Source organism: Chrysiogenes arsenatis DSM 11915, assembly GCF_000469585.1.
Classification (GTDB): domain Bacteria; phylum Chrysiogenota; class Chrysiogenetes; order Chrysiogenales; family Chrysiogenaceae; genus Chrysiogenes; species Chrysiogenes arsenatis.
Genome location: NZ_AWNK01000016.1, coordinates 1 through 18,955 on the forward strand (window position 1 = coordinate 1; position 18,955 = coordinate 18,955).

An 18,955-nucleotide genomic window follows, 5' to 3' on the forward strand; every position below is an offset into this window, starting at 1 on the left:
GACTGGGGCGGTCGCCTCCGAAAGAGTAACGGAGGCGCGCGAAGGTTTCCTCAGGACGGTCGGAAATCGTCCGCAGAGTGTATTGGCAGAAGGAAGCTTAACTGCGAGACCAACAAGTCGAGCAGGTACGAAAGTAGGTCAAAGTGATCCGGTGGTCCCGCGTGGAAGGGCCATCGCTCAACGGATAAAAGGTACGCCGGGGATAACAGGCTTATCTCCCCCAAGAGTTCACATCGACGGGGAGGTTTGGCACCTCGATGTCGGCTCATCGCATCCTGGGGCTGGAGCAGGTCCCAAGGGTATGGCTGTTCGCCATTTAAAGCGGTACGCGAGCTGGGTTCAGAACGTCGTGAGACAGTTCGGTCCCTATCTGCTGTGGTCGTAGGATACTTGCGAGGGTCTGTCCCTAGTACGAGAGGACCGGGATGGACAAACCTCTAGTGCACCAGTTGTCTCGCCAGAGGCACAGCTGGGTAGCTATGTTTGGAACGGATAACCGCTGAAAGCATCTAAGCGGGAAGCCAGCCTCAAGATTAAGTATCCCCATGAGAGTCCATGTAGACTACGTGGTTGATAGGCTGGGAGTGTAATGGTAGTAATACCTTCAGCTGACCAGTACTAATAACTCCATTGAACTTTTTAGATTTAGGACCTCGTTTGGTGCATTTTTTGATGATGGGCTTTCTAACAGAACGATTACTACTTGCACACAACAACACTCTATTCGATTCGCAAACATGTAAACACAGTTTGTCTGGTGCCGATAGGGCAGAGGTCACACCCGTTCCCATCCCGAACACGGAAGTTAAGCTCTGCACCGCCGAAGATACTTGGGTTATCCTGGGAAAATAGGTCAGCGCCAGACTTTTTATTTTACTGAAAATCAAAATAAATACAGCTCACACTGAGCAACACGAACCCCCGGCAATGTCTTCTGGCATCCCCGGGGGTTCGTGCGTTGTGATATTTGCAAACAGCAATGCCCGATAGTGAAATATATTTCGAAAAATCTCCGACAATCCTTATAGCGATTATGATATAGTATGTGTGTTTTAGCGTTGTATAAACGTGTGTTAACAAGCGCGATAACATCGTATGAAGAAAGGTTTTTACATGGAAGAGATTCTTTTTCCTGAAAATGTTCTTAAAGTCGATATAAAAAACGAAATGGAAAGCGCTTATATCGATTACGCAATGAGTGTCATTGTTGGTCGTGCATTGCCTGATGTGCGTGATGGATTAAAGCCAGTCCATCGCAGGGTCTTGTATGCGATGCATGAACTTGGCGTAATGCACAATAAGCCATATAAGAAATCTGCCCGTATTGTTGGTGACGTTATTGGTAAGTATCACCCTCATGGTGATACCGCCGTTTATGATACCATTGTTCGTATGGTGCAAGATTTTAGTTTGCGCTATCCTCTGGTCGATGGTCAGGGGAACTTTGGTTCGGTAGATGGTGATAGTGCTGCTGCCATGCGTTACACTGAAGTGCGTTTACAACGGATTGCCGATGAGCTTCTCAGAGATATTGACAAAGAAACGGTAGAATTCGGTCCGAATTACGATGAATCTCTGAAAGAACCTAAGGTTCTTCCTGCGCGCATCCCCAATCTTCTCATTAACGGTTCTAGTGGTATCGCGGTTGGTATGGCAACGAATATTCCGCCGCACAATCTTGGTGAAATTGTCGATGCTTTAGTAACCTTGATAGAGAATCCCAATGCAACTGTGTCAGACCTGATGGAGCATGTGAAGGGGCCTGACTTCCCTACGGCTGGAATTATTTGTGGTCGTCAAGGGATATATGACGCCTATACAACTGGACGAGGCAGAATTAAGGTTCGCGCTCGTGCGGTCATTGAAGAAGGAAAAAACGGCAAAAATACAATATTTGTTACTGAATTGCCCTATCAGGTTAATAAAGCACGCTTATTAGAAAAGATTGTCGAATTGGTTAAGGAAAAGCGTATCGAAGGGATTTCAGATTTACGCGATGAATCGGATCGCGATGGAATGCGCGTTGTGATTGAGCTGAAAAAAGGGGAGTCCGCAGAGACGATTCTTAATCAGCTGTTCAAATTCACGCCGATGGAGTCGACTTTCGGTATTATTAATCTGGCATTAGTTAATAACTCACCTCAAGTGTTACCGCTCGCTGATATGCTGAATCATTTTCTTGAGCATCGTCGCGAAATAATTGTTGCGCGCACACGATTTGATTTAGGTCATGCGCTAAAGCGGGCGCATATCCTTGAGGGATTAAAAAAGGCCATTGAGAACCTTGATGCTGTGATCGAGCTGATTCGTAGTAGTGCGACTGGTCGTGAAGCAAAAGATGGTTTAATTACACAATTTGATTTTAGCGATGAGCAAGCTCAGGCTATTCTTGAGATGCGTTTGCAGCGTTTGACAGGGCTTGAAACGGAAAAATTGATTAAAGAGTATGAAGAAGTGTTGGCGTTGATTGCTGATTTACGCGACATACTAGGGTCAACAGCACGAATTAAAGGAATTATTCGTGAAGAATTGTCCGAGATACGCGCACTCTATTCCAACGAGCGTCGCTCCGTAATCGTTGATGCGGAAGATGCCATTGACATTGAAGATCTTATCCCTGACGAAGAGGTTGTAATAACCTTAACGAATGAAGGATATATTAAACGTACGCCATCGAATGTATACCGCATTCAACACCGCGGTGGTAAAGGGAAAATTGGCCTAGATATTAAAGATGGCGATTATGTGAAAGATATTTTTGTTTGCTCAAATCATGATTATCTCATGATATTTTCTGATCGCGGACAGGTGTATTGGTTGAAAGCGTACCAAGTGCCAGAAATGGCTCGAAATGCGCGCGGGAAGGCAATTGTCAATTTCGTTGAATTTGAAAAAGATGAAAAAATTAGCACTGTTTTCCCGGTACGTGAATTCACCGATGATCAGTTTCTTTTGTTTGCGACTCGCAATGGATTGGTGAAGAAAACTGTCCTTTCGGCATACTCTAATATCCGCAAAAAAGGGGTGCAGGCGATCATTCTTGATCCTGATGACCAACTTATTAAAGTTATGGTAACGGAAGGAAATAGCTCAATCATGATAGCCACTCGTTTTGGTGCGAGTATTCAATTTACTGAAGATGATGTGCGCTCAACCGGTCGAGTGACACGGGGAGTACGTGGTATTAACCTTGATACTACTGATTACGTTGTATGTGCTGATATTGTCTCAAATGCTTCGTATGTTCTCACTATAACCGATTTAGGCTACGGTAAACGGACGGAAACGTCAGATTATCGTCTACAGACGCGTGGCGGTAAAGGCACGCTGACCATTAAAACAACGCGCAAAAATGGGCTTGTAATGGGCGTTGTTCAGGTGTGTGACGAAGATGAAGTTATGTTGCTGAGCAAGTCAGGGAAAATTATCCGGCTTCGCGCTGATGCGATACGGATTATCGGTCGCAATACGCAAGGTGTTCGTTTAGTAGATCTTTCCGACGATGACCGTCTCATCGGCGTTGCGATTACGCAGGCTTCAGAAGAAGAAACTACTGACGAGGCTGGCGGGGCACTCATAGAATGAGCCGAGCGTATTTTTCTGACACGATTGCCGCACTGGCTACTCCGACCGGAGTTGGAGCTATCGCGGTAATTCGTCTCAGTGGTGCACAGTCCTTATCGGTAGCACAAAGATTTTTTCGTACCCCCAAGGGAGTGCCTTTGGGGGATTTTCGTCCTCGCTACCTGCATTATGGTTTATTTGTAGACGATACGGTATCGCTTGATGAAGTGTTGGTTGTCGCTATGCCGGCTCCGCATTCCTTCACCGGTGAAGATGTAGTCGAAATTCAGTGTCATGGCGGGACTGTTGTTGCATCGCTTGTGCTAGAGAGCGTACTGAGATTCTGTCGCTTAGCAGATCCAGGTGAATTTACACGCCGTGCATTCCTGAATGGCAGGATTGATTTGACGCAGGCAGAAGGAATTCAGGATCTCATAGTTTCGCGTACACCCGAAGCTCAGCGCATTGCGAGCGATATTATGCAAGGGAAATTGCGTCAGCGAATAGAAGATTTTCGCATTGAGTTGATTTCACTTGCGGCACATATTGCCGCATCAATCGACTTTCCCGATGAAGATATTTCACCTGATGATACCGCTCAATTGATAGGCCGAATTGCCAGTATTCGCTTACAAATTAATGCAATGTTGGCGGGATCTGTTATGGGTGGCCTTTTGCGTGCCGGAGCTAAAGTAGCCATTATCGGCAAGCCAAATGTTGGAAAATCCAGCTTACTGAACGCATTTGCGCAAATGGAGCGAGCTATTGTTACGTCCATTCCAGGGACGACTCGCGATGTGGTTACGCATGATATTTCACTTCATGGAATTCCAATCCAATTGCTTGATACTGCAGGTATTCGTGCTACCGATGATGAGGTGGAACGTTGTGGAATCGACCGCTCACGGAGTGCTGTTTCTATCGCTGATGTGGTAATAGTCATGCTGGACGGTTCACGCCCTTTTGACGTTGCCGATCAAGAGGTTATCGATCTCGTTGATGGATGTCGGGTGCTTCCAGTATTGAATAAAGCCGATTTATCCGTTGTATTTGATGTTTCCTTGTTGCCAGCAGATTGGCCTGCTCCAGTACTGCTTAGTGTGAAACATGACGATGATCTTTCCGTATTAGAGAAAGAAATTATCGCACAACTCGGTGTGACTGCCTTTTCCAGTGAGCCGCCATTGGTCAGTCGTGCCCGGCAACGGGAATCTTTATTACGGTGTGAAGACTCTTTAGCATGTGCCGAGCAAGGAATGCGTGACGGGAACGGGCATGAAATCGTCGCTATGGATATACAACATGCACTTTCAGCGCTTCAAGAGCTTGCTGGGGAAATTGTGCATGACGACATTCTTGATATGCTTTTTAGTGATTTTTGTATTGGTAAATAACCGCAATAATGGATAATCGGTAGTGGAGGTACTATGAAGCAGGTAATATTGCTGCGTCACGCAAAAGCAAGTCTGGGCGAATTGGGCATGAATGATTGGGATCGGCCGCTCAATGAGCGTGGGAGAAATGACCGTGACGTTATGGCGGCGGCGCTTCAGTCGCACAAGTGGCTTCCTGATGTGGTGTTATGCAGCTCAGCACGAAGAACAGTGGAGACCCTTGCTGCTTTTCTGCCAGCGTGCAACCCGCAACACGCTACCATTATAATTACTCGCGACCTATATAATGCCGGTGTACCAACGCTCTTGCATGCGATCCAAAAACTTCCAGAAACACAGTCGAGCGTACTTGTTATCGCACACAATCCCGGCTTAACGTATTTTGCAAACGCTCTGAGTGATGCGGCAATCGACAACCTCCCTACCAGCGGTCTTTTCGTTATTGAATTTCCCGTAGCATCATGGAGTGCTATTAATGATCCTGGGCGAATGGTTGCGTTTTTGTCGCCAAAGTTGCTCGCGCAGAAAGCGTAATGCATGCGTTCCCGTTTGCATGTGCCACCAGATCTCCCCTATCCAACATTTATCGAAAAAGAGGCTATACAGCATCTTCCTGTGACGCATTATAATGGCTTTATTCATTTGATCAGCGATTCGCGCGAAGCAGAACGGGTTTGTGAGCTCATTGCGCGTGAAGCTTTATTGGGGTTTGATACAGAGACGAAACCAACCTTTCGCAAGGGACAGTCGTTTCTCCCTTCATTGGTGCAAATTGCAACCAGCGATGCCGTGTATTTGTTTCAGTTGACACATATGGCGTTACCTGAAGGATTAAAGCGAATCTTTAGCGATTCTTCAATTATCAAGGCAGGTGCAGCCCTCGATTTCGACGTAAAAAAAGCTTCAAGAACTTTCACCATTTGCAGCAGCCGGTTTTGTTGATCTTGGTGGTGTTGCTGCACGTTTACATATTAAAAATACTGGATTGCGAACCTTGGCGGCATTGTTACTTGGGATGAAAATATCTAAAAAAGCACAGTGCTCTAATTGGGGTAGAAAAAAACTCGATCATACTCAACTGGTGTATGCGGCAACCGATGCATGGATAAGTCGCGAGCTGTACTTACATCTCCAAAAACTTGAACAAAGCCTTGAAATAGTATGAAGCATGGTCTGACAGTCGATAATCTTGTTATTCACTCAGGCGAAAACGTGCTGGTGCGTGGTGTCCATTTTCACGTGCCTGCTGGGAAAATCGTTGCGCTTATCGGAGAATCTGGCTCAGGGAAATCGCTTACTGCAAAAGCCATTATGGGATTGTTACCGCATACACTGAAAGCGACTGGTTCGATGGCGTTTAATGGGAAACCGTTGGATACCCTGTCGACTCGTGAGCGTACACGCCACATGGCGATGGTATTTCAAGAGCCGATGACGTCGCTGAATCCTTGCTTTCGTGTTGGATATCAGATAACGGAGCGAGTGGCGTTAGAAGAGTCATTACGTGTGAAAGAACGACGACAATTCGGTATTACCCTGCTGGGGCAAGTTGGCATAGACAATCCTGAGTGGCGTTATGACCAATTTCCACATGAACTTTCAGGTGGGATGCGTCAACGTGTGATGATCGCTATGGCACTAGCATCACAGCCGCAGTTGATTATTGCTGATGAGCCGACAACAGCACTTGATGTTGCGGTACAGTGGAAAGTCATGCGGCTTTTTCAACAAATAATTGAAGAGAAAAACCTTTCGTTATTGTTTATTACCCACGATATTGCGCTGGCGTCCCAAATTTCGGAGGTGCTTTTGGTGATGTATGCCGGGAGGATCATCGAAGCGGGTGCGCTCGACCATGTGGTGAAGCAACCTCTGCATCCATATACCAAGTCATTATTAAATTGCTTGCCAGAACGGATGTTTTCCGATCAATTTGTGTCTATATGTGGGGTTCCTCCACGTAATTTAAATGGACTGTCAGGGTGTGCTTTTGCTCCGCGCTGTCCAGTGGCACAACCGCGTTGCCATGTTGAAGTTCCTGAATGGAGTGGGACGGTTGAATGTGGCTACGAGTGCCACTTTCCATTGCGACATGGTGACGTATGCAGATAGAGCTTCATGATATCTGTGTCGAATATCCACTCGGTGGAGGGAAGAAAACCTCTGCGCTGCAGAAGGTATCGCTACACTATCAAGGAAATGGCAATCTTGGTGTTATTGGAGAATCAGGTAGTGGGAAATCAACCCTTGCGCGGGTGATTGCAGGTATCGAACCAAAGGTTCATGGGACGGTGGTGATAGATGGAGTTGACCGTACTCACTATTCTCAAGCACATTGGAAGGAATTTCGCTCCAAAATCCAAATGGTTTTTCAGGATCCGCATACAAGTTTGAATCCTCGCATGGCGATTTGGGAAAGTATTACCGAGCCGCTGCATGTTGCTTCCTCTTTGAGGCGCACCGAGCGGATTGGGGTAGCAGGAGAATTATTACGGCTTGTGGGCTTACGTGAAGATGATGCCTATCGCTATCCGCACCAGTTCAGTGGGGGGCAGCGGCAACGGATTACTATTGCCCGAGCACTGAGTGTAAAGCCGCAGATTATTATTGCCGATGAATGTACGAGTTCGCTCGACGTTTCAGTTCAGGCGCAAATTATGAATCTCCTTTCTGATATTACCGCATCAACCAAGACGCAATTTATTTTTATAACGCACAACTTATTGCTTGCCGAAAAATTTTGTGCAGAACTTGTTGTGCTCCGTCATGGGAAAGTGATTGAATCAGGAAATTGTCATACAATATTTTCTAGTCCTGCTAGTGAGTATACGCGCGAATTGATTGAATTGGCGCCTCGGTTGCGGGTTACGTAATGGCCAGTGGTATGCGTAACTATTTATCGCGATATATTATTTTTGTGCTTATTTTATTGTGCACGACGGCATGGAGCAGCGAGCCGCAATGGCCTGCATTTGGCCCGTCTGGTTTGCAAACGTCTCAGCCAAACCAAAGCGAAATGCCATCATTGCGGATCGGGCTGGAGTTTGATAAAGGGGATTTATTGGGTATCGAATTAGAATTACAGAAAAGTGGCAATCTTTCTGATATTTTTCGCTCACAAGAAGTCGTCGATTTTTCGCTGGGGCAGCGAGGCGAGTTCGCATTTATCTTCGAAGATTTTGTGTATTATGGCGAGCAGGAGCAGCTTTTTAATATGCGGCAAATTGATTTGCGCTGGGCGCGAAAAAAACTTGCGACAGTAACTCATGCTTCTACAATAGATTTTCGAGAAAATCCTCTAGCATTCTTGCGCTAAAGCAAAAATTGCTTGCAATCGTGAAAGTGTTTTAGTAAAGTCCCTCCTCGTTCAGCCTCCGTAGCTCAATTGGATAGAGTACCGGACTACGAATCCGTTGGTTGCATGTTCGAATCATGCCGGGGGCGCCATACGAAATTTTTATCTTCTCCATATAGCATTTTGTAGTACTCTGAGCCGGAACCTTACATGGGTTCCGGCTTGTTTGTTTTACGCAGGCGATGGAGTCCAAGGCAAACTCTTCTTGAAACAGGAGTGAAACATGTGGACGTTTCTTATGCTCGTGCTTGGTATAGTTGCCGTCGGAATCATTCTTTATGGGATGCTTTTCTTAGGCGCTCTTACGAAGGATGAATCTGAACGTTTAGGCGGTATGAGTCGACCGCAGGATACCAAAAAACAACGCAAGACAAAATCTGAACAGAATGACTAGGCCGTGTGGCACTATTGGCTCTACGTAGTGCGGCTATAATTGAGAGTATTCTACTATTTCTGCTATGATGAGGAGAATTTCTAGATGCAGTATGAAGTGGTTATCGGGCTTGAGATTCATGCTCAAGTAATGAGTCAAACGAAAATTTTTTGTGGGTGCAGCACGCGCTTTGGAAGTTCGCCGAACGCCAACACCTGTCCAGTTTGTCTTGCCATGCCGGGAACGTTGCCAGTGCTCAACCGCAAAGTTGTTGAATGTGCGGTTAAAACCGGTCTTGCTATGCAGGCGACAATCAATCCCTACTCTCAATTTGCGCGCAAAAATTACTTTTATCCTGATCTGCCTAAGGGATATCAAATATCGCAATTCGAATACCCTATCGTTGGCAATGGCGTGGTTCCGATTACACTGCCGGATGGCTCCACACGTGATATTGCCATCGAGCGGATCCATATGGAAGAAGACGCAGGAAAGCTCGTACATGGAGCCAGCATTGGTCAACCGGGAAGTTCCTATGTCGATTTGAATCGCGCGGGAACGCCACTTATGGAGATCGTCACGCAACCTGATTTGCGTAGTGCTGAAGAAGTGCGCATCTTCCTCGAAAAGATTAAGTCGATTCTGGAATACACCGAAGTGTGTGACTGTAATATGGAAGAAGGATCACTGCGGTGTGACGTGAATATTTCGCTGCGTCCATTTGGTCAGGCAGAATATGGAACGCGCGCCGAAATAAAAAACATGAATTCGTTCCGTTATATCGTCCGTGCTATTGAATACGAAATTAAACGACAAACACAAATTCTCAATGAAGGTGGGCGGGTGATTCAGGAAACTCGCCTGTATGACCCCGAAACCAATACCACTCGTTCTATGCGTGGGAAAGAAGAAGCGCACGATTATCGGTACTTTGCTGACCCAGATCTTGTCCCCGTGCAGTTAAGTGAATCATGGATCGATGATTTGCGTCGCAACTTACCAGAACTGCCCGATGCAAAACGCGCTCGGTTTGAAACCGACTATGGATTGCCGCACTATGATGCGGCTGTGCTCACCGCCGATAAAGGGTTGGCTAATTATTTTGAGGCTGCCGTGCTGGTGCATAAGAGCCCAAAGCCGATTGCAAACTGGGTTATGAGTGATGTCTTGCGTGTCTTGAGTGAGCGGAAGCAAACTGCTGCTGAATGTTCCATTTTGCCTGTGCATATCGCTGGATTGGTAAAGCTCATTGAAGAAGGGGTTATCAGCGGCAAGATCGCGAAAGAAGTTTTTGAAGAGCTTTGCCGAAACCCTCGTGATCCGAAAATAATCGTTGAAGAAAAAGGGCTGGTACAAGTGAGTGACGAAGGAGCTTTACGGAGCTCTATCGAAAAAGTTTTAGCGGATAATCCTGGGCCAGTTGCTCAATATCGCGCAGGCGAGCAGAAAGTTATGGGATTCCTTGTTGGACAGACTATGAAGGCTACAAAGGGAAAAGGGAACCCTGCGCTAGTGAATACGTTGTTGCAGGAGCTATTAGCTGGTGAATAACATTCTGCGCCCGTTTCATGCGCTCTTGATGTGCTTTGATTTGACGACATGCAAGCAGGGAATCTAGGCGCGTATGGAACAATCGTCGCTGTTTGAGCCGACACACACGATTCCACTTGCAGTACGGATGCGCCCTAACGACTTTGATGGTTTTGTGGGGCAGCAGCACCTTCTTCAGGTTGGAGGACTGCTGCGTGTCATGGTGGAGCATGATCGATTGGTAAGTGCAATCTTGTTCGGCCCGCCCGGTACAGGAAAAACCACGCTGGCACATATTATCAGTCAGCGCACAGGGAGTCACTTTGTCAGCCTCAATGCGGTAAACTCCGGTACGCCAGAAATAAAAAAAGTGTGCGATGAAGCACGGCAGTTGCGCCGATTTCAGGGGCAAAGAACGCTGGTTTTTATTGATGAAATTCATCGCTTTAACAAGCTTCAGCAAGACGCGCTCCTGCCAGAGGTTGAGTCTGGAGGTATTTTGTTACTTGGGGCATCTACGCAAAACCCTTCTTTTGCGCTTGTTCCTGCATTGCTCTCGCGCACATTTCTTTTTGAACTTCAACCATTACAAGATCATGACATCGCTGTATTGCTGCAACGCGGAGCGGCAATGCTCAAAACTACCGTATCAGATGAAGCAACGAATGCCATCATTCAGCTCTCATCTGGTGATGGGCGGCGCGCGCTGAACTTGCTGGAAGGAGCGGCATTAGTTGCTGGGTTAGGTCAGCCAGTGGAGCTGATCCATGCCGAGGCGGCCTCTTCGCGCAAAGCTATCCGTTATGATAAAAATAGCGATAATCATTATGATTATATTAGCGCTTTTATTAAATCCGTTCGAGGTTCAGATCCCGACGCCGCAATTTATTACCTTGCGGTGATGCTGGAAGCTGGCGAAGATCCCATGTTTATTGCACGGCGTCTGGCTATTCTGGCAGCGGAAGATATCGGTAATGCGGCACCGAATGCGCTGACTATGGCCGCAGCTACGCTTGATATTGTTGCCACTATCGGCATGCCAGAAGCGCGGATACCGTTAGCACAAATGACGCTTTATCTCGCCCTCTCTCCTAAATCCAATTCTGCGTATCTTGCCATTGATGCCGCGCTCAATGATGTGCGGACTCGTGGAGTATTAAATGTTCCCTCGGCGTTAAAAAATGGTGCAAAACGGGGAGAATCACACTATCTTTACCCGCACGATTTTGGTGGGTTTACGCGTCAGCACTATTTAAGTGCGCCACGCACATTGTACGAACCAGTCTTAAATGGGTATGAAATAAAAATGGCTGCATTTTATCAGGCATTATGGGGTGACGATGAGTCGCATTCTGGCACTTGATATCGGGACAAAGCGGATTGGCGTTGCGGTGTCGGACAGTCGGCAGCAAATGGCATCGTCACTGACAATGGTGGAGCGGCGAGACTATCAGCAGGCGGTGCACCGCCTCAAAAAATACTGCCTAGAGTATCAGCCGGTTTTGGTGGTCGTCGGGCTGCCTTACGACTCACGTGATGGATCTCCGACGCCAAAATGTCGTGAGATTATCGAGGAAGCCCTCTCGTTACGCGAAATCCTTGGTGTCCCATTTATCGGGGTTGATGAGCGATATAGTACGAAAAATAATACTGATTTCTTGATTCAAGTTGCCGATCTCTCGCGCCAGAAACGGAAGCAGGCCATTGATTCGCTGGCCGCACGGGAGATTTTGCAAAGCTATCTCGATACTAAAAAAGGAGATGATCTTGCCACTATTCTTGCTCTTTGTCCTTGTACCGCTCATTGAGCTTGCGGTCTTAATACACGTTGGAAGCCATATTGGTATTTTTAATACGATTGCCATTGTTATTATAACGGCTATGGTTGGTTCTTATTATGCGCGGCGTGAAGGGATTGCTGTAGTGTTACGGATTCAGACATCGCTTGCCCAAGGGGTTATGCCTGCCGGTGAGCTGGTCGAAGGTTTAATGATTTTTGCTGGAGGCGCGATGCTGCTTACTCCAGGATTTGTCACCGATGCCATGGGGCTTGCACTGATATTTCCGGTATCGCGCAGTTTTTTCCGAAGCTTTATTGAAGCGTATTGGCATACGGCAATACGCAAACGGTCGGCACATCACCCGCATACTTCGGGTCGGGACGAGGCGCGGAAAACCATTATTGATGTAGAGTTTCATGAGCATGACCCGAAAAACAAAGGCTGAAGCCACAGAAACACTGGTTTTTCTTGTGCTTGGTTCGAATATTGAGCCTCGTCAAGATTTTCTTGCGGCGGCAACTACTGCTATTGCTGCGTGGCCTGAGTGTGTGCGGGTTCATTATCTGTCGCCACTTCACGAAACAGAACCGTATGGGGTAGTTGATCAGGCACCTTTTTTGAATCAGCTTATGGTGATCGTTACACCCCTATTGCCGCTAGAGTTACTGGCACGAGCGAAGCAGGTCGAACAGCAGGTTGGACGTCAGGAAACGTTCCCGTGGGGTCCGCGCGAAATTGATATCGATATAGTGTTTTATGGCTCTTGGGCGGTAGATGTGCCTGAATTGCGCATCCCGCATGTTGACTATCGCAATCGCCAGTTTGTGCTCGATTTACTGCATGAATACGATCCGAATTTCTGTGACCCATATACAGGGGAACCTGTAGGAAGATAACTGAGGAGATATATAACCATGCGAATGGTTCCGGTTGAGTTGCTCGAAAGAGGGATGAAGTTAGGTGAGCGTATTGATGGCGATGGGCAGACGATGCTGAATCGCGGTGTAATATTAACCGATCGCTATATTCAGGCGCTGAAGGCGATAAAAATTGCGTACGTTGTTATTGATGATAGCGAAACGGCCGATATTGACATTGATTCAACGATCAGTGCTGAAGTACATCGGCGTGGTACTCAGGCGGTACAAAAGGTATTCAACTCCGTAGAAAACACGGTCGGTGCGGTACAGAAAAATCTGAAGTGCTCACTTGACGCAGCGCTTGACGATCAACGTTTTAACACCTTTATGCGCAACACTCAGGTGTTTGGGCAAATGCAGGATTATGTCGTGACGTTGATTGATGAAATCGCCAATTCGCCAGCTGGTATAGCCATCAATAGCTTGAAAACCCATGATATGGGGCAGTTTCAGCATTCGATTGATGTTGCCGTTATGTCGTTAGCGGTGTCCAAAGAGTTGAATTTGCCTCAGAAACACCTCGACGAACTAGCGCTTGGCGCTATGCTGCATGATATTGGTAAAATCGTTGTTCCCTCAGATATTCTGAATCGGCATGTGCGCGACCTATCGCCCCAAGACCGACAATTGGTTCATTCGCATCCATTATTAGGGCGGAAAATCCTGTTGAGTAATCCGAAAATGGCTCAAAAAACACGGGTTATTCTGATTGCTACGCAACACCATGAACATCATGATGGCACTGGCTATCCGCACCGTTTGACCGGCAATAAGACGGTTTGGAGTATGGCGGTTGAAAAGCAGCAAAGTGGTGGAATTTTCCATTTGGCAGAAATTTTGAGTATTGCTAATGTGTTTGACAACCTTACCAGTGTGCGCCCCAACGTGCCGCGTCCGCTCAGTTACCTTGATGCGGCTTTAGTGATGACCAACCGGATGTATAGTCATTTCCATCCGGTGTATCTGGATATTTTTTTGAAATTATTGAAAGTGTTTCCGGTTGGATCAAACCTACAAGTGCACGAAGGGCGCTATAAGGGGTATATCGGTACGGTGGTGAAGTCGAACCCAGCGAATAAGCTCTCCCCTGTTGTACGGCTGTTTTACGACAATCAACTCCGCCGTCTTTCAGAACCAATTGAAATCGACTTGGCGACCGATCAAGAGGTTATTGTGACACGTCGCAGCGTGGCGGAAATTCCCGAACTTGATCACGCTTTTTAGTGGGCTTCAGCCGATAGAAAAGAAAAATGAGAAATCCACCAAGGATCAATCCTGAAAAAATATCGAGCATTACGACTCCTCGGCAGGGGTTGCTTTGCGAAATTTATCCAGCGTTTTCATGTCGATATGGTGCTCAAGTTGACAGGCGAGGCGACTCGCCATTTCTTCGTTCAGCGCAACTACTCTCTGAAAAAATATAGTGAGAGCACGATGCTTTTGAAGGGTTTGTTTGGCAAGTTTTTCCCCTTGGTCAGTGAGTGTAATGTATTGGTAAGGGTCATAGTTTACCAAACCATGTTCGGAAAGTTTTTTGAGCGCTGAAGTGACCGAGGGCATTTTAACATTGAGGTTTTTGGCAATATCTCGTGTTCGTGCAACGTGGTCTCGTTGCGTGAGGGTGTAAATTGCCTCAAGGTAGTCTTCCATGGATGATGAAATATCTTGCTGCATATTGGCTCCTTTGGGCAGGTTCACTGTTTGAGCTAGGTAAAGGCTGTTAGCATGCGCTTGCGCACCAATGCCCCAGACTTTAGGATATTTTCTGGAAAATAAAAAGGACAAAAAACGAGTCATGAGCATAAATGGTTTTTTCTTAATTATTGCGAGCGCATTATCGCATGTACTTTGGAACACGTTTTTAAAAGGGGCAAATCATAAACCGAGTGCTATTCTTTTAATGATGGTTGTCGCGGTTGTATTGATGGGTGGCCATACATTGTGGGTTGGTGAAACATCGCAAGTGTTTCATATTCCTATTGTACTGGCGGCGTTGGTTTCGGGGTTTTTCTTCTTTCTTTATCAATACTGTGTGGCGTTAGCCTATGGACAGGGTGATCTTTCTCAGGTGTACCCGCTGACGATTACGGCACCGATATATATTGCTATTTGGAGTTATTTTTTCCTTGGTGAACACGTCAGCCTCATTGGTTTTGGCGGCATTTGTTTGCTCCTGTACGGAGCCGTCACGATTCAGACAGGGACATTCCGTCTCCATTGGCGCACCTTTGTGCAAGGGAATATTCGCCATAATGGAGTGTTGATGGCGCTGCTTGCCGCCTTCGTCTACTCGTTTGGTGCTATAGCCGATAAAGTGGGGGTGGGGAACGGTGCTATTGCGGCGTACACTTTTGATGTCTGTTTGTTTATGCTGGTATTCCACTGTATCTGGATGGTGGTTTCGAATGGATTTGGCCGCGTGGTGCGCGAATTACAGGAAAAACCAACCATTGCGATGTTCGGAGGGATCGCGATGATGGTATCTTTTATTACCTTCCGTAGCGGGTTAGTGGAAATGCCAGCGAGTTATGCCGCGGCGCTTCGTCAGGTAAGCACTTTGTTTGGTGTAGCACTTGGTTTCTTTATATTTCGTGAAACCTTTGGTATAAAAAGAATCATGAGTGCGCTGCTGATTGTGGTAGGAGCAGTGCTGATTCGACTTGGATAAGGGGGTAGTATGAGCGATTGTATTTTTTGTAAGATTATTGCGGGATCCATCCCTTGTAACCGTGTCTATGAGGATGAGGAGATCCTTGCTTTTCACGATATTCACCCGACGGCACCGTACCATATCCTGATTATCCCTAAGCACCATATTGCAACCGTAGCGGATCTTACCACCACGGAAGATGCTTTAATTGCGGGAAAATTGCTTGTTGTGGCGGGGCAAATAGCGCGAACACTGGGGTTTGCGGAAAAGGGGTATCGACTGGTGTTTAATGCGAATCGTGATGGTGGGCAAGAAGTGTACCATGTCCACTTGCACCTCCTCGCGGGGCGAGCAATGAGTTGGCCAGCAGGATGATATGTACCGCACGTGCTGTTATGGTATACTTCATTTGACTACGAAGAAAATCTTTGGAGGCTTTTTATGGATATTAAAGAACAAATCAATAGCGATATTAAAGATGCGATGAAGGCTCGTGAGAAAGAAACAGTAGAAACGCTCCGGTTTTTGATGGCGGCACTCAAAGATTTTGAAGTGAATAATCAAAAACGTGAAGTCGGGATTTCAGACGAAGAGGCAATTGCGGTTATTCAGTCTTCAGCCAAAAAAAGGCGCGATTCTATCGAACAGTTTCTCGCTGCCGGGCGTGATGATTTAGTGGAAAAGGAGCGCTCAGGGCTTGCTATTATTTCGCGCTATTTACCGAAGCAGATGGATGAAGAGGAAGTTCGCGCTATCGTACAAACAGCTGTTGCACAATGCGGAGCAACTGGAGCCAAAGACATGGGAGCCGTTATGAAAATCCTCATGCCTCAGGTAAAAGGCAAAGCTGATGGTGGGTTGGTGAACCGTATTGTGAAAGAGGTTCTTGGGTGAACATCGAAACGATTGACTTTATTCTCGGCGTCATCTTTCTCTTTGCTGCCATTAAGGGGATTCTTGCCGGAGTGTGGCGCGAATTGGTCAGTCTCCTGTCGCTGATACTTGCCTTTGTGGCGGGGCGATTATTTGGCACGCGTTTGGCGGAACTCTTACAAGATCAATTTACCCGTAATACGGACGTGTCGCTCAATCAAACGATAGCGTTTGTGGTTATTTTTCTAAGCGTGTGGGCAACCCTGAATATTCTCAGCAGCCTATTGCACCGTTTTTCGATGGTGGGCGCTGGGCGAACTGGGGGACGAATTACGGGCGGTATTTTGGCGTTGACGAAAAGCGCCGTTGTGTTGAGCGTTGTCCTTGCTGGGATCGTTTCACTGCCACAGGATAAACTGGGCGTTGGCGACTCGGTTGAAAAAAGTTCATACGCGGGATATCTCGTTGCGATGACACCGATACTGTATGACATGGTCGCATCTGTGCTCCCTCCAAGCGGGAGCATGCATGGCGTCCCTTTTGAATCATTGCGCGCAAAAGTAAACGAAAAAACGCAAGTTTCACGGATGGATGTACTGCCATGATTGCCGGACTGGTTCGCGTTGCTGCTGTTGTGCCGCCACTAACTCTGGCGGATGTCGATCGAAATAGTGAAAATATCGGGGCACTCTGGCGGCAGTGCGAGTCAGAGCATGTTGCAGTGTGCGTCTTTCCCGAGTTGACATTGTGTGGGTATAGTTGCGGTGATTTGTTCTATCAAGAAAAACTCCTTGACCGTTGTTGGCATGGATTGCTTGAACTGGCGAAAACTCATGCACATCTCGCAACCGTGGCGATTATCGGGATGCCACTTTTGTGGAATAGCCGTTTGTGGAACGTTGCCGCCGTAGTGCAAGGGGGAAAAATTCATGGATTCGTTCCAAAAACATTCCTCCCAAATACGCGTGAATATTATGAGAAACGATGGTTTACTTCTGGGCGGCAGCTTCCTGCGGCGGCGGTAGTTGAGCCGGAATATCATGATCCCATCCCGTTTGGTACTGATCTTCTGTTTGCTTTGCGTACCGGTGAATTGTTTGGCATTGAGCTGTGTGAAGATCTTTGGAATGTGATCCCGCCGAGTTCTTATCAGGCTATTGCAGGTTCTTTGATAACGTTTAATCCTTCTGCGAGTAATGAACTGGTCGCAAAAGCTGACTATCGCCGTGCGCTTGTGACGCAGCAAAGTGCTCGCTGTCTAGGCGCCTATGTTTATTCCTCGGCTGGTGTTGGGGAATCGACTACCGACGTTGTCTATGGTGGTCACGCCATGGTTGCTGAAAATGGAGTCATGTTAGCCGAAAATGAACGTTTTGCCCGTGGTGCAACCGTATTGGTGGGTGATATCGACACACAACGATTGCTTGCCGCGCGTGTGAGCGAAAGTTCTTTGGGCGATCATTCTGTGCCGAATGTTCGGAAAGTCGTACTGGGAAGCGTCCCGACACCAACCAACTTGCGCCGGAGCGTGAATCCACATCCATTTGTTCCGCATGATCCACTGCGACGTGCCGAACGGTGTCGTGAAATTCTGACTATTCAGGCGAGTGGCTTGGCGCGGCGGGTAGCGCACACACGCACCAAGCGTTTGGTGGTGGGAATTTCTGGAGGTCTCGATTCGACGCTCGCGTTGCTGGTAATGCAGCGCGCGTGTAGTTTGCTAGGTAAGCCGTCGCACGATATTCTGGCGCTCACGATGCCCGGCTATGGAACGACCGACCGTACCTATCAGCAAGCATGTCGCCTGTGTCATCTCTTGGGCGTTGAGCTGCGTGAAATAGACATTGTTCCGGCGTGCGAACAACATTTCCGTGATATCGGGCATGATCCGACGTGTCATGACGTGACCTATGAAAATGTGCAGGCACGGGAGCGGACACAGCTTTTGATGGATATTGCCAATAAAGAGAGCGGCATTGTCATCGGAACCGGTGATCTTTCCGAAATAGCCCTTGGATGGTCAACTTATAATGGCGATCACATGTCGATGTATGCTGTCAACTGTGGCGTACCGAAAACATTGATCCGTTATTTGATTGGATGGGTGGCGGACGAACTCGGCGGGGAAATCGCCGCGGTGCTGCAACAGATCATTGATACACCGATTACTCCCGAATTATTGCCGCGCGGCACGAATGGAGAGATTCAGCAAAAAACCGAAGAAGTCATCGGCCCGTATGAGCTGCACGACTTTTTCTTGTACCACACGGTAAAATATGGCGCATCGCCTGAGAAGGTTCGTTTGTTGGCGGCCAGGGCTTTTGAAGGTCGTTACACCGAAGCGGAAATAGAGCGTTGGCATCAACTGTTTTTGCGCCGTTTTTTTACGCAGCAATTTAAGCGAAGTTGTATTCCCGATGGCCCGAAAGTCGGTACCATTGCTCTTTCGCCGCGTGGCGATTGGCGCATGCCTTCGGACGCGTCGGTGGCACTCTGGCTGGAGTGACCTTGACCT

General features: G+C 47.3%; 21 protein-coding genes, 1 tRNA gene and 2 rRNA genes. 23 read left to right on the top strand and 1 reads right to left on the bottom strand.

The annotated features are described in order from the left end of the window. The 18 genes from P304_RS0110465 to P304_RS0110545 form a co-directional block, all read left to right on the top strand. Window positions 1-643: ribosomal RNA gene (locus P304_RS0110465) — 23S ribosomal RNA — on the top strand; the annotation flags it as partial. Window positions 644-753: 110 nt separating this feature from the next. Next, window positions 754-865: ribosomal RNA gene (gene rrf / locus P304_RS0110470) — 5S ribosomal RNA — on the top strand. 230 nt (window positions 866-1,095) lie between these two features. Continuing rightward, the gene (gene gyrA, locus P304_RS0110475) at window positions 1,096-3,585 is read left to right on the top strand and encodes a DNA gyrase subunit A (RefSeq protein ID WP_236613346.1); all 2,490 of its coding nucleotides are present in this window, start codon (window positions 1,096-1,098) and stop codon (window positions 3,583-3,585) included. Beyond that, complete coding sequence (gene mnmE / locus P304_RS0110480; protein WP_027390500.1) at window positions 3,582-4,958, top strand: tRNA uridine-5-carboxymethylaminomethyl(34) synthesis GTPase MnmE; 1,377 nt, start codon at window positions 3,582-3,584, stop codon at window positions 4,956-4,958. Before gyrA ends, mnmE begins: the two co-directional genes overlap by 4 nt. Before the next feature lie 33 nt (window positions 4,959-4,991). Beyond that, a complete protein-coding gene (locus P304_RS15180) occupies window positions 4,992-5,492 on the top strand; it encodes a SixA phosphatase family protein (RefSeq protein WP_051321606.1) in 501 nt (166 codons plus the stop codon). 3 nt (window positions 5,493-5,495) lie between these two features. After that, window positions 5,496-5,900, top strand: a complete 405-nt coding sequence (locus P304_RS17470; protein WP_201766955.1) for a 3'-5' exonuclease family protein — start codon at window positions 5,496-5,498, stop codon at window positions 5,898-5,900. Between the two features lie 52 nt (window positions 5,901-5,952). Then, a complete protein-coding gene (locus P304_RS17645; protein WP_201766956.1) occupies window positions 5,953-6,123 on the top strand; it encodes a 3'-5' exonuclease family protein in 171 nt (56 codons plus the stop codon). Next, a complete protein-coding gene (locus tag P304_RS0110495; protein WP_027390501.1) occupies window positions 6,120-7,070 on the top strand; it encodes an ABC transporter ATP-binding protein in 951 nt (316 codons plus the stop codon). The genes P304_RS17645 and P304_RS0110495 overlap by 4 nt, the downstream gene beginning before the upstream one ends. Further along, complete coding sequence (locus P304_RS15190; RefSeq protein ID WP_034765254.1) at window positions 7,061-7,831, top strand: ABC transporter ATP-binding protein; 771 nt, start codon at window positions 7,061-7,063, stop codon at window positions 7,829-7,831. Before P304_RS0110495 ends, P304_RS15190 begins: the two co-directional genes overlap by 10 nt. A 44-nt stretch (window positions 7,832-7,875) precedes the next feature. Then, on the top strand, window positions 7,876-8,274 hold the full coding sequence (locus P304_RS0110505; protein WP_236613347.1) for a hypothetical protein: 399 nt from the start codon (window positions 7,876-7,878) through the stop codon (window positions 8,272-8,274). Window positions 8,275-8,328: 54 nt separating this feature from the next. Continuing rightward, a tRNA-Arg gene (locus P304_RS0110510) sits at window positions 8,329-8,405 on the top strand. A 131-nt stretch (window positions 8,406-8,536) separates the two neighbouring features. Continuing rightward, on the top strand, window positions 8,537-8,707 hold the full coding sequence (locus P304_RS17085; RefSeq protein WP_160165056.1) for a hypothetical protein: 171 nt from the start codon (window positions 8,537-8,539) through the stop codon (window positions 8,705-8,707). Window positions 8,708-8,791: 84 nt separating this feature from the next. Beyond that, complete coding sequence (gatB, locus tag P304_RS0110520; RefSeq protein ID WP_027390503.1) at window positions 8,792-10,237, top strand: Asp-tRNA(Asn)/Glu-tRNA(Gln) amidotransferase subunit GatB; 1,446 nt, start codon at window positions 8,792-8,794, stop codon at window positions 10,235-10,237. Window positions 10,238-10,310: 73 nt separating this feature from the next. After that, window positions 10,311-11,579 (top strand): replication-associated recombination protein A, encoded by a 1,269-nt coding sequence (locus P304_RS15195; RefSeq protein WP_051321607.1) that lies wholly within the window; start codon window positions 10,311-10,313, stop codon window positions 11,577-11,579. Further along, window positions 11,557-12,024 (top strand): Holliday junction resolvase RuvX, encoded by a 468-nt coding sequence (gene ruvX / locus P304_RS15200; protein WP_051321608.1) that lies wholly within the window; start codon window positions 11,557-11,559, stop codon window positions 12,022-12,024. The genes P304_RS15195 and ruvX overlap by 23 nt, the downstream gene beginning before the upstream one ends. Further along, complete coding sequence (locus tag P304_RS15205) at window positions 11,984-12,442, top strand: FxsA family protein (protein WP_051321609.1); 459 nt, start codon at window positions 11,984-11,986, stop codon at window positions 12,440-12,442. The genes ruvX and P304_RS15205 overlap by 41 nt, the downstream gene beginning before the upstream one ends. Continuing rightward, window positions 12,420-12,893: a 2-amino-4-hydroxy-6-hydroxymethyldihydropteridine diphosphokinase gene (gene folK, locus P304_RS15210; RefSeq protein WP_051321610.1), complete on the top strand. Its 474-nt coding sequence runs from the start codon at window positions 12,420-12,422 to the stop codon at window positions 12,891-12,893. Before P304_RS15205 ends, folK begins: the two co-directional genes overlap by 23 nt. 18 nt (window positions 12,894-12,911) lie before the next feature. After that, window positions 12,912-14,141 (top strand): HD-GYP domain-containing protein, encoded by a 1,230-nt coding sequence (locus P304_RS0110545; protein WP_027390504.1) that lies wholly within the window; start codon window positions 12,912-12,914, stop codon window positions 14,139-14,141. A 69-nt stretch (window positions 14,142-14,210) separates the two neighbouring features. On the opposite strand, the gene P304_RS0110550 is transcribed toward P304_RS0110545, so the two are convergent. Continuing rightward, on the bottom strand, window positions 14,211-14,591 hold the full coding sequence (locus P304_RS0110550; RefSeq protein WP_027390505.1) for a metal-dependent transcriptional regulator: 381 nt from the start codon (window positions 14,589-14,591) through the stop codon (window positions 14,211-14,213). Between the two features lie 121 nt (window positions 14,592-14,712). Between P304_RS0110550 and P304_RS0110555 the strand changes: the two genes are divergently transcribed. The 5 genes from P304_RS0110555 to P304_RS0110575 all read left to right on the top strand — a co-directional run bounded on the left by P304_RS0110555 (window position 14,713) and on the right by P304_RS0110575 (window position 18,946). Then, the gene (locus tag P304_RS0110555; protein ID WP_027390506.1) at window positions 14,713-15,585 is read left to right on the top strand and encodes a DMT family transporter; all 873 of its coding nucleotides are present in this window, start codon (window positions 14,713-14,715) and stop codon (window positions 15,583-15,585) included. A 9-nt stretch (window positions 15,586-15,594) separates the two neighbouring features. Beyond that, a complete protein-coding gene (locus tag P304_RS0110560; protein WP_027390507.1) occupies window positions 15,595-15,942 on the top strand; it encodes a histidine triad nucleotide-binding protein in 348 nt (115 codons plus the stop codon). A 66-nt stretch (window positions 15,943-16,008) separates the two neighbouring features. After that, entirely contained in the window at window positions 16,009-16,461 is a 453-nt protein-coding gene (locus P304_RS0110565; protein ID WP_027390508.1) for a GatB/YqeY domain-containing protein, read from the top strand. Further along, entirely contained in the window at window positions 16,458-17,045 is a 588-nt protein-coding gene (locus tag P304_RS0110570; RefSeq protein ID WP_027390509.1) for a CvpA family protein, read from the top strand. The genes P304_RS0110565 and P304_RS0110570 overlap by 4 nt, the downstream gene beginning before the upstream one ends. Further along, on the top strand, window positions 17,042-18,946 hold the full coding sequence (locus P304_RS0110575) for an NAD(+) synthase (protein WP_027390510.1): 1,905 nt from the start codon (window positions 17,042-17,044) through the stop codon (window positions 18,944-18,946). Before P304_RS0110570 ends, P304_RS0110575 begins: the two co-directional genes overlap by 4 nt. Window positions 18,947-18,955: the final 9 nt, after the last annotated feature.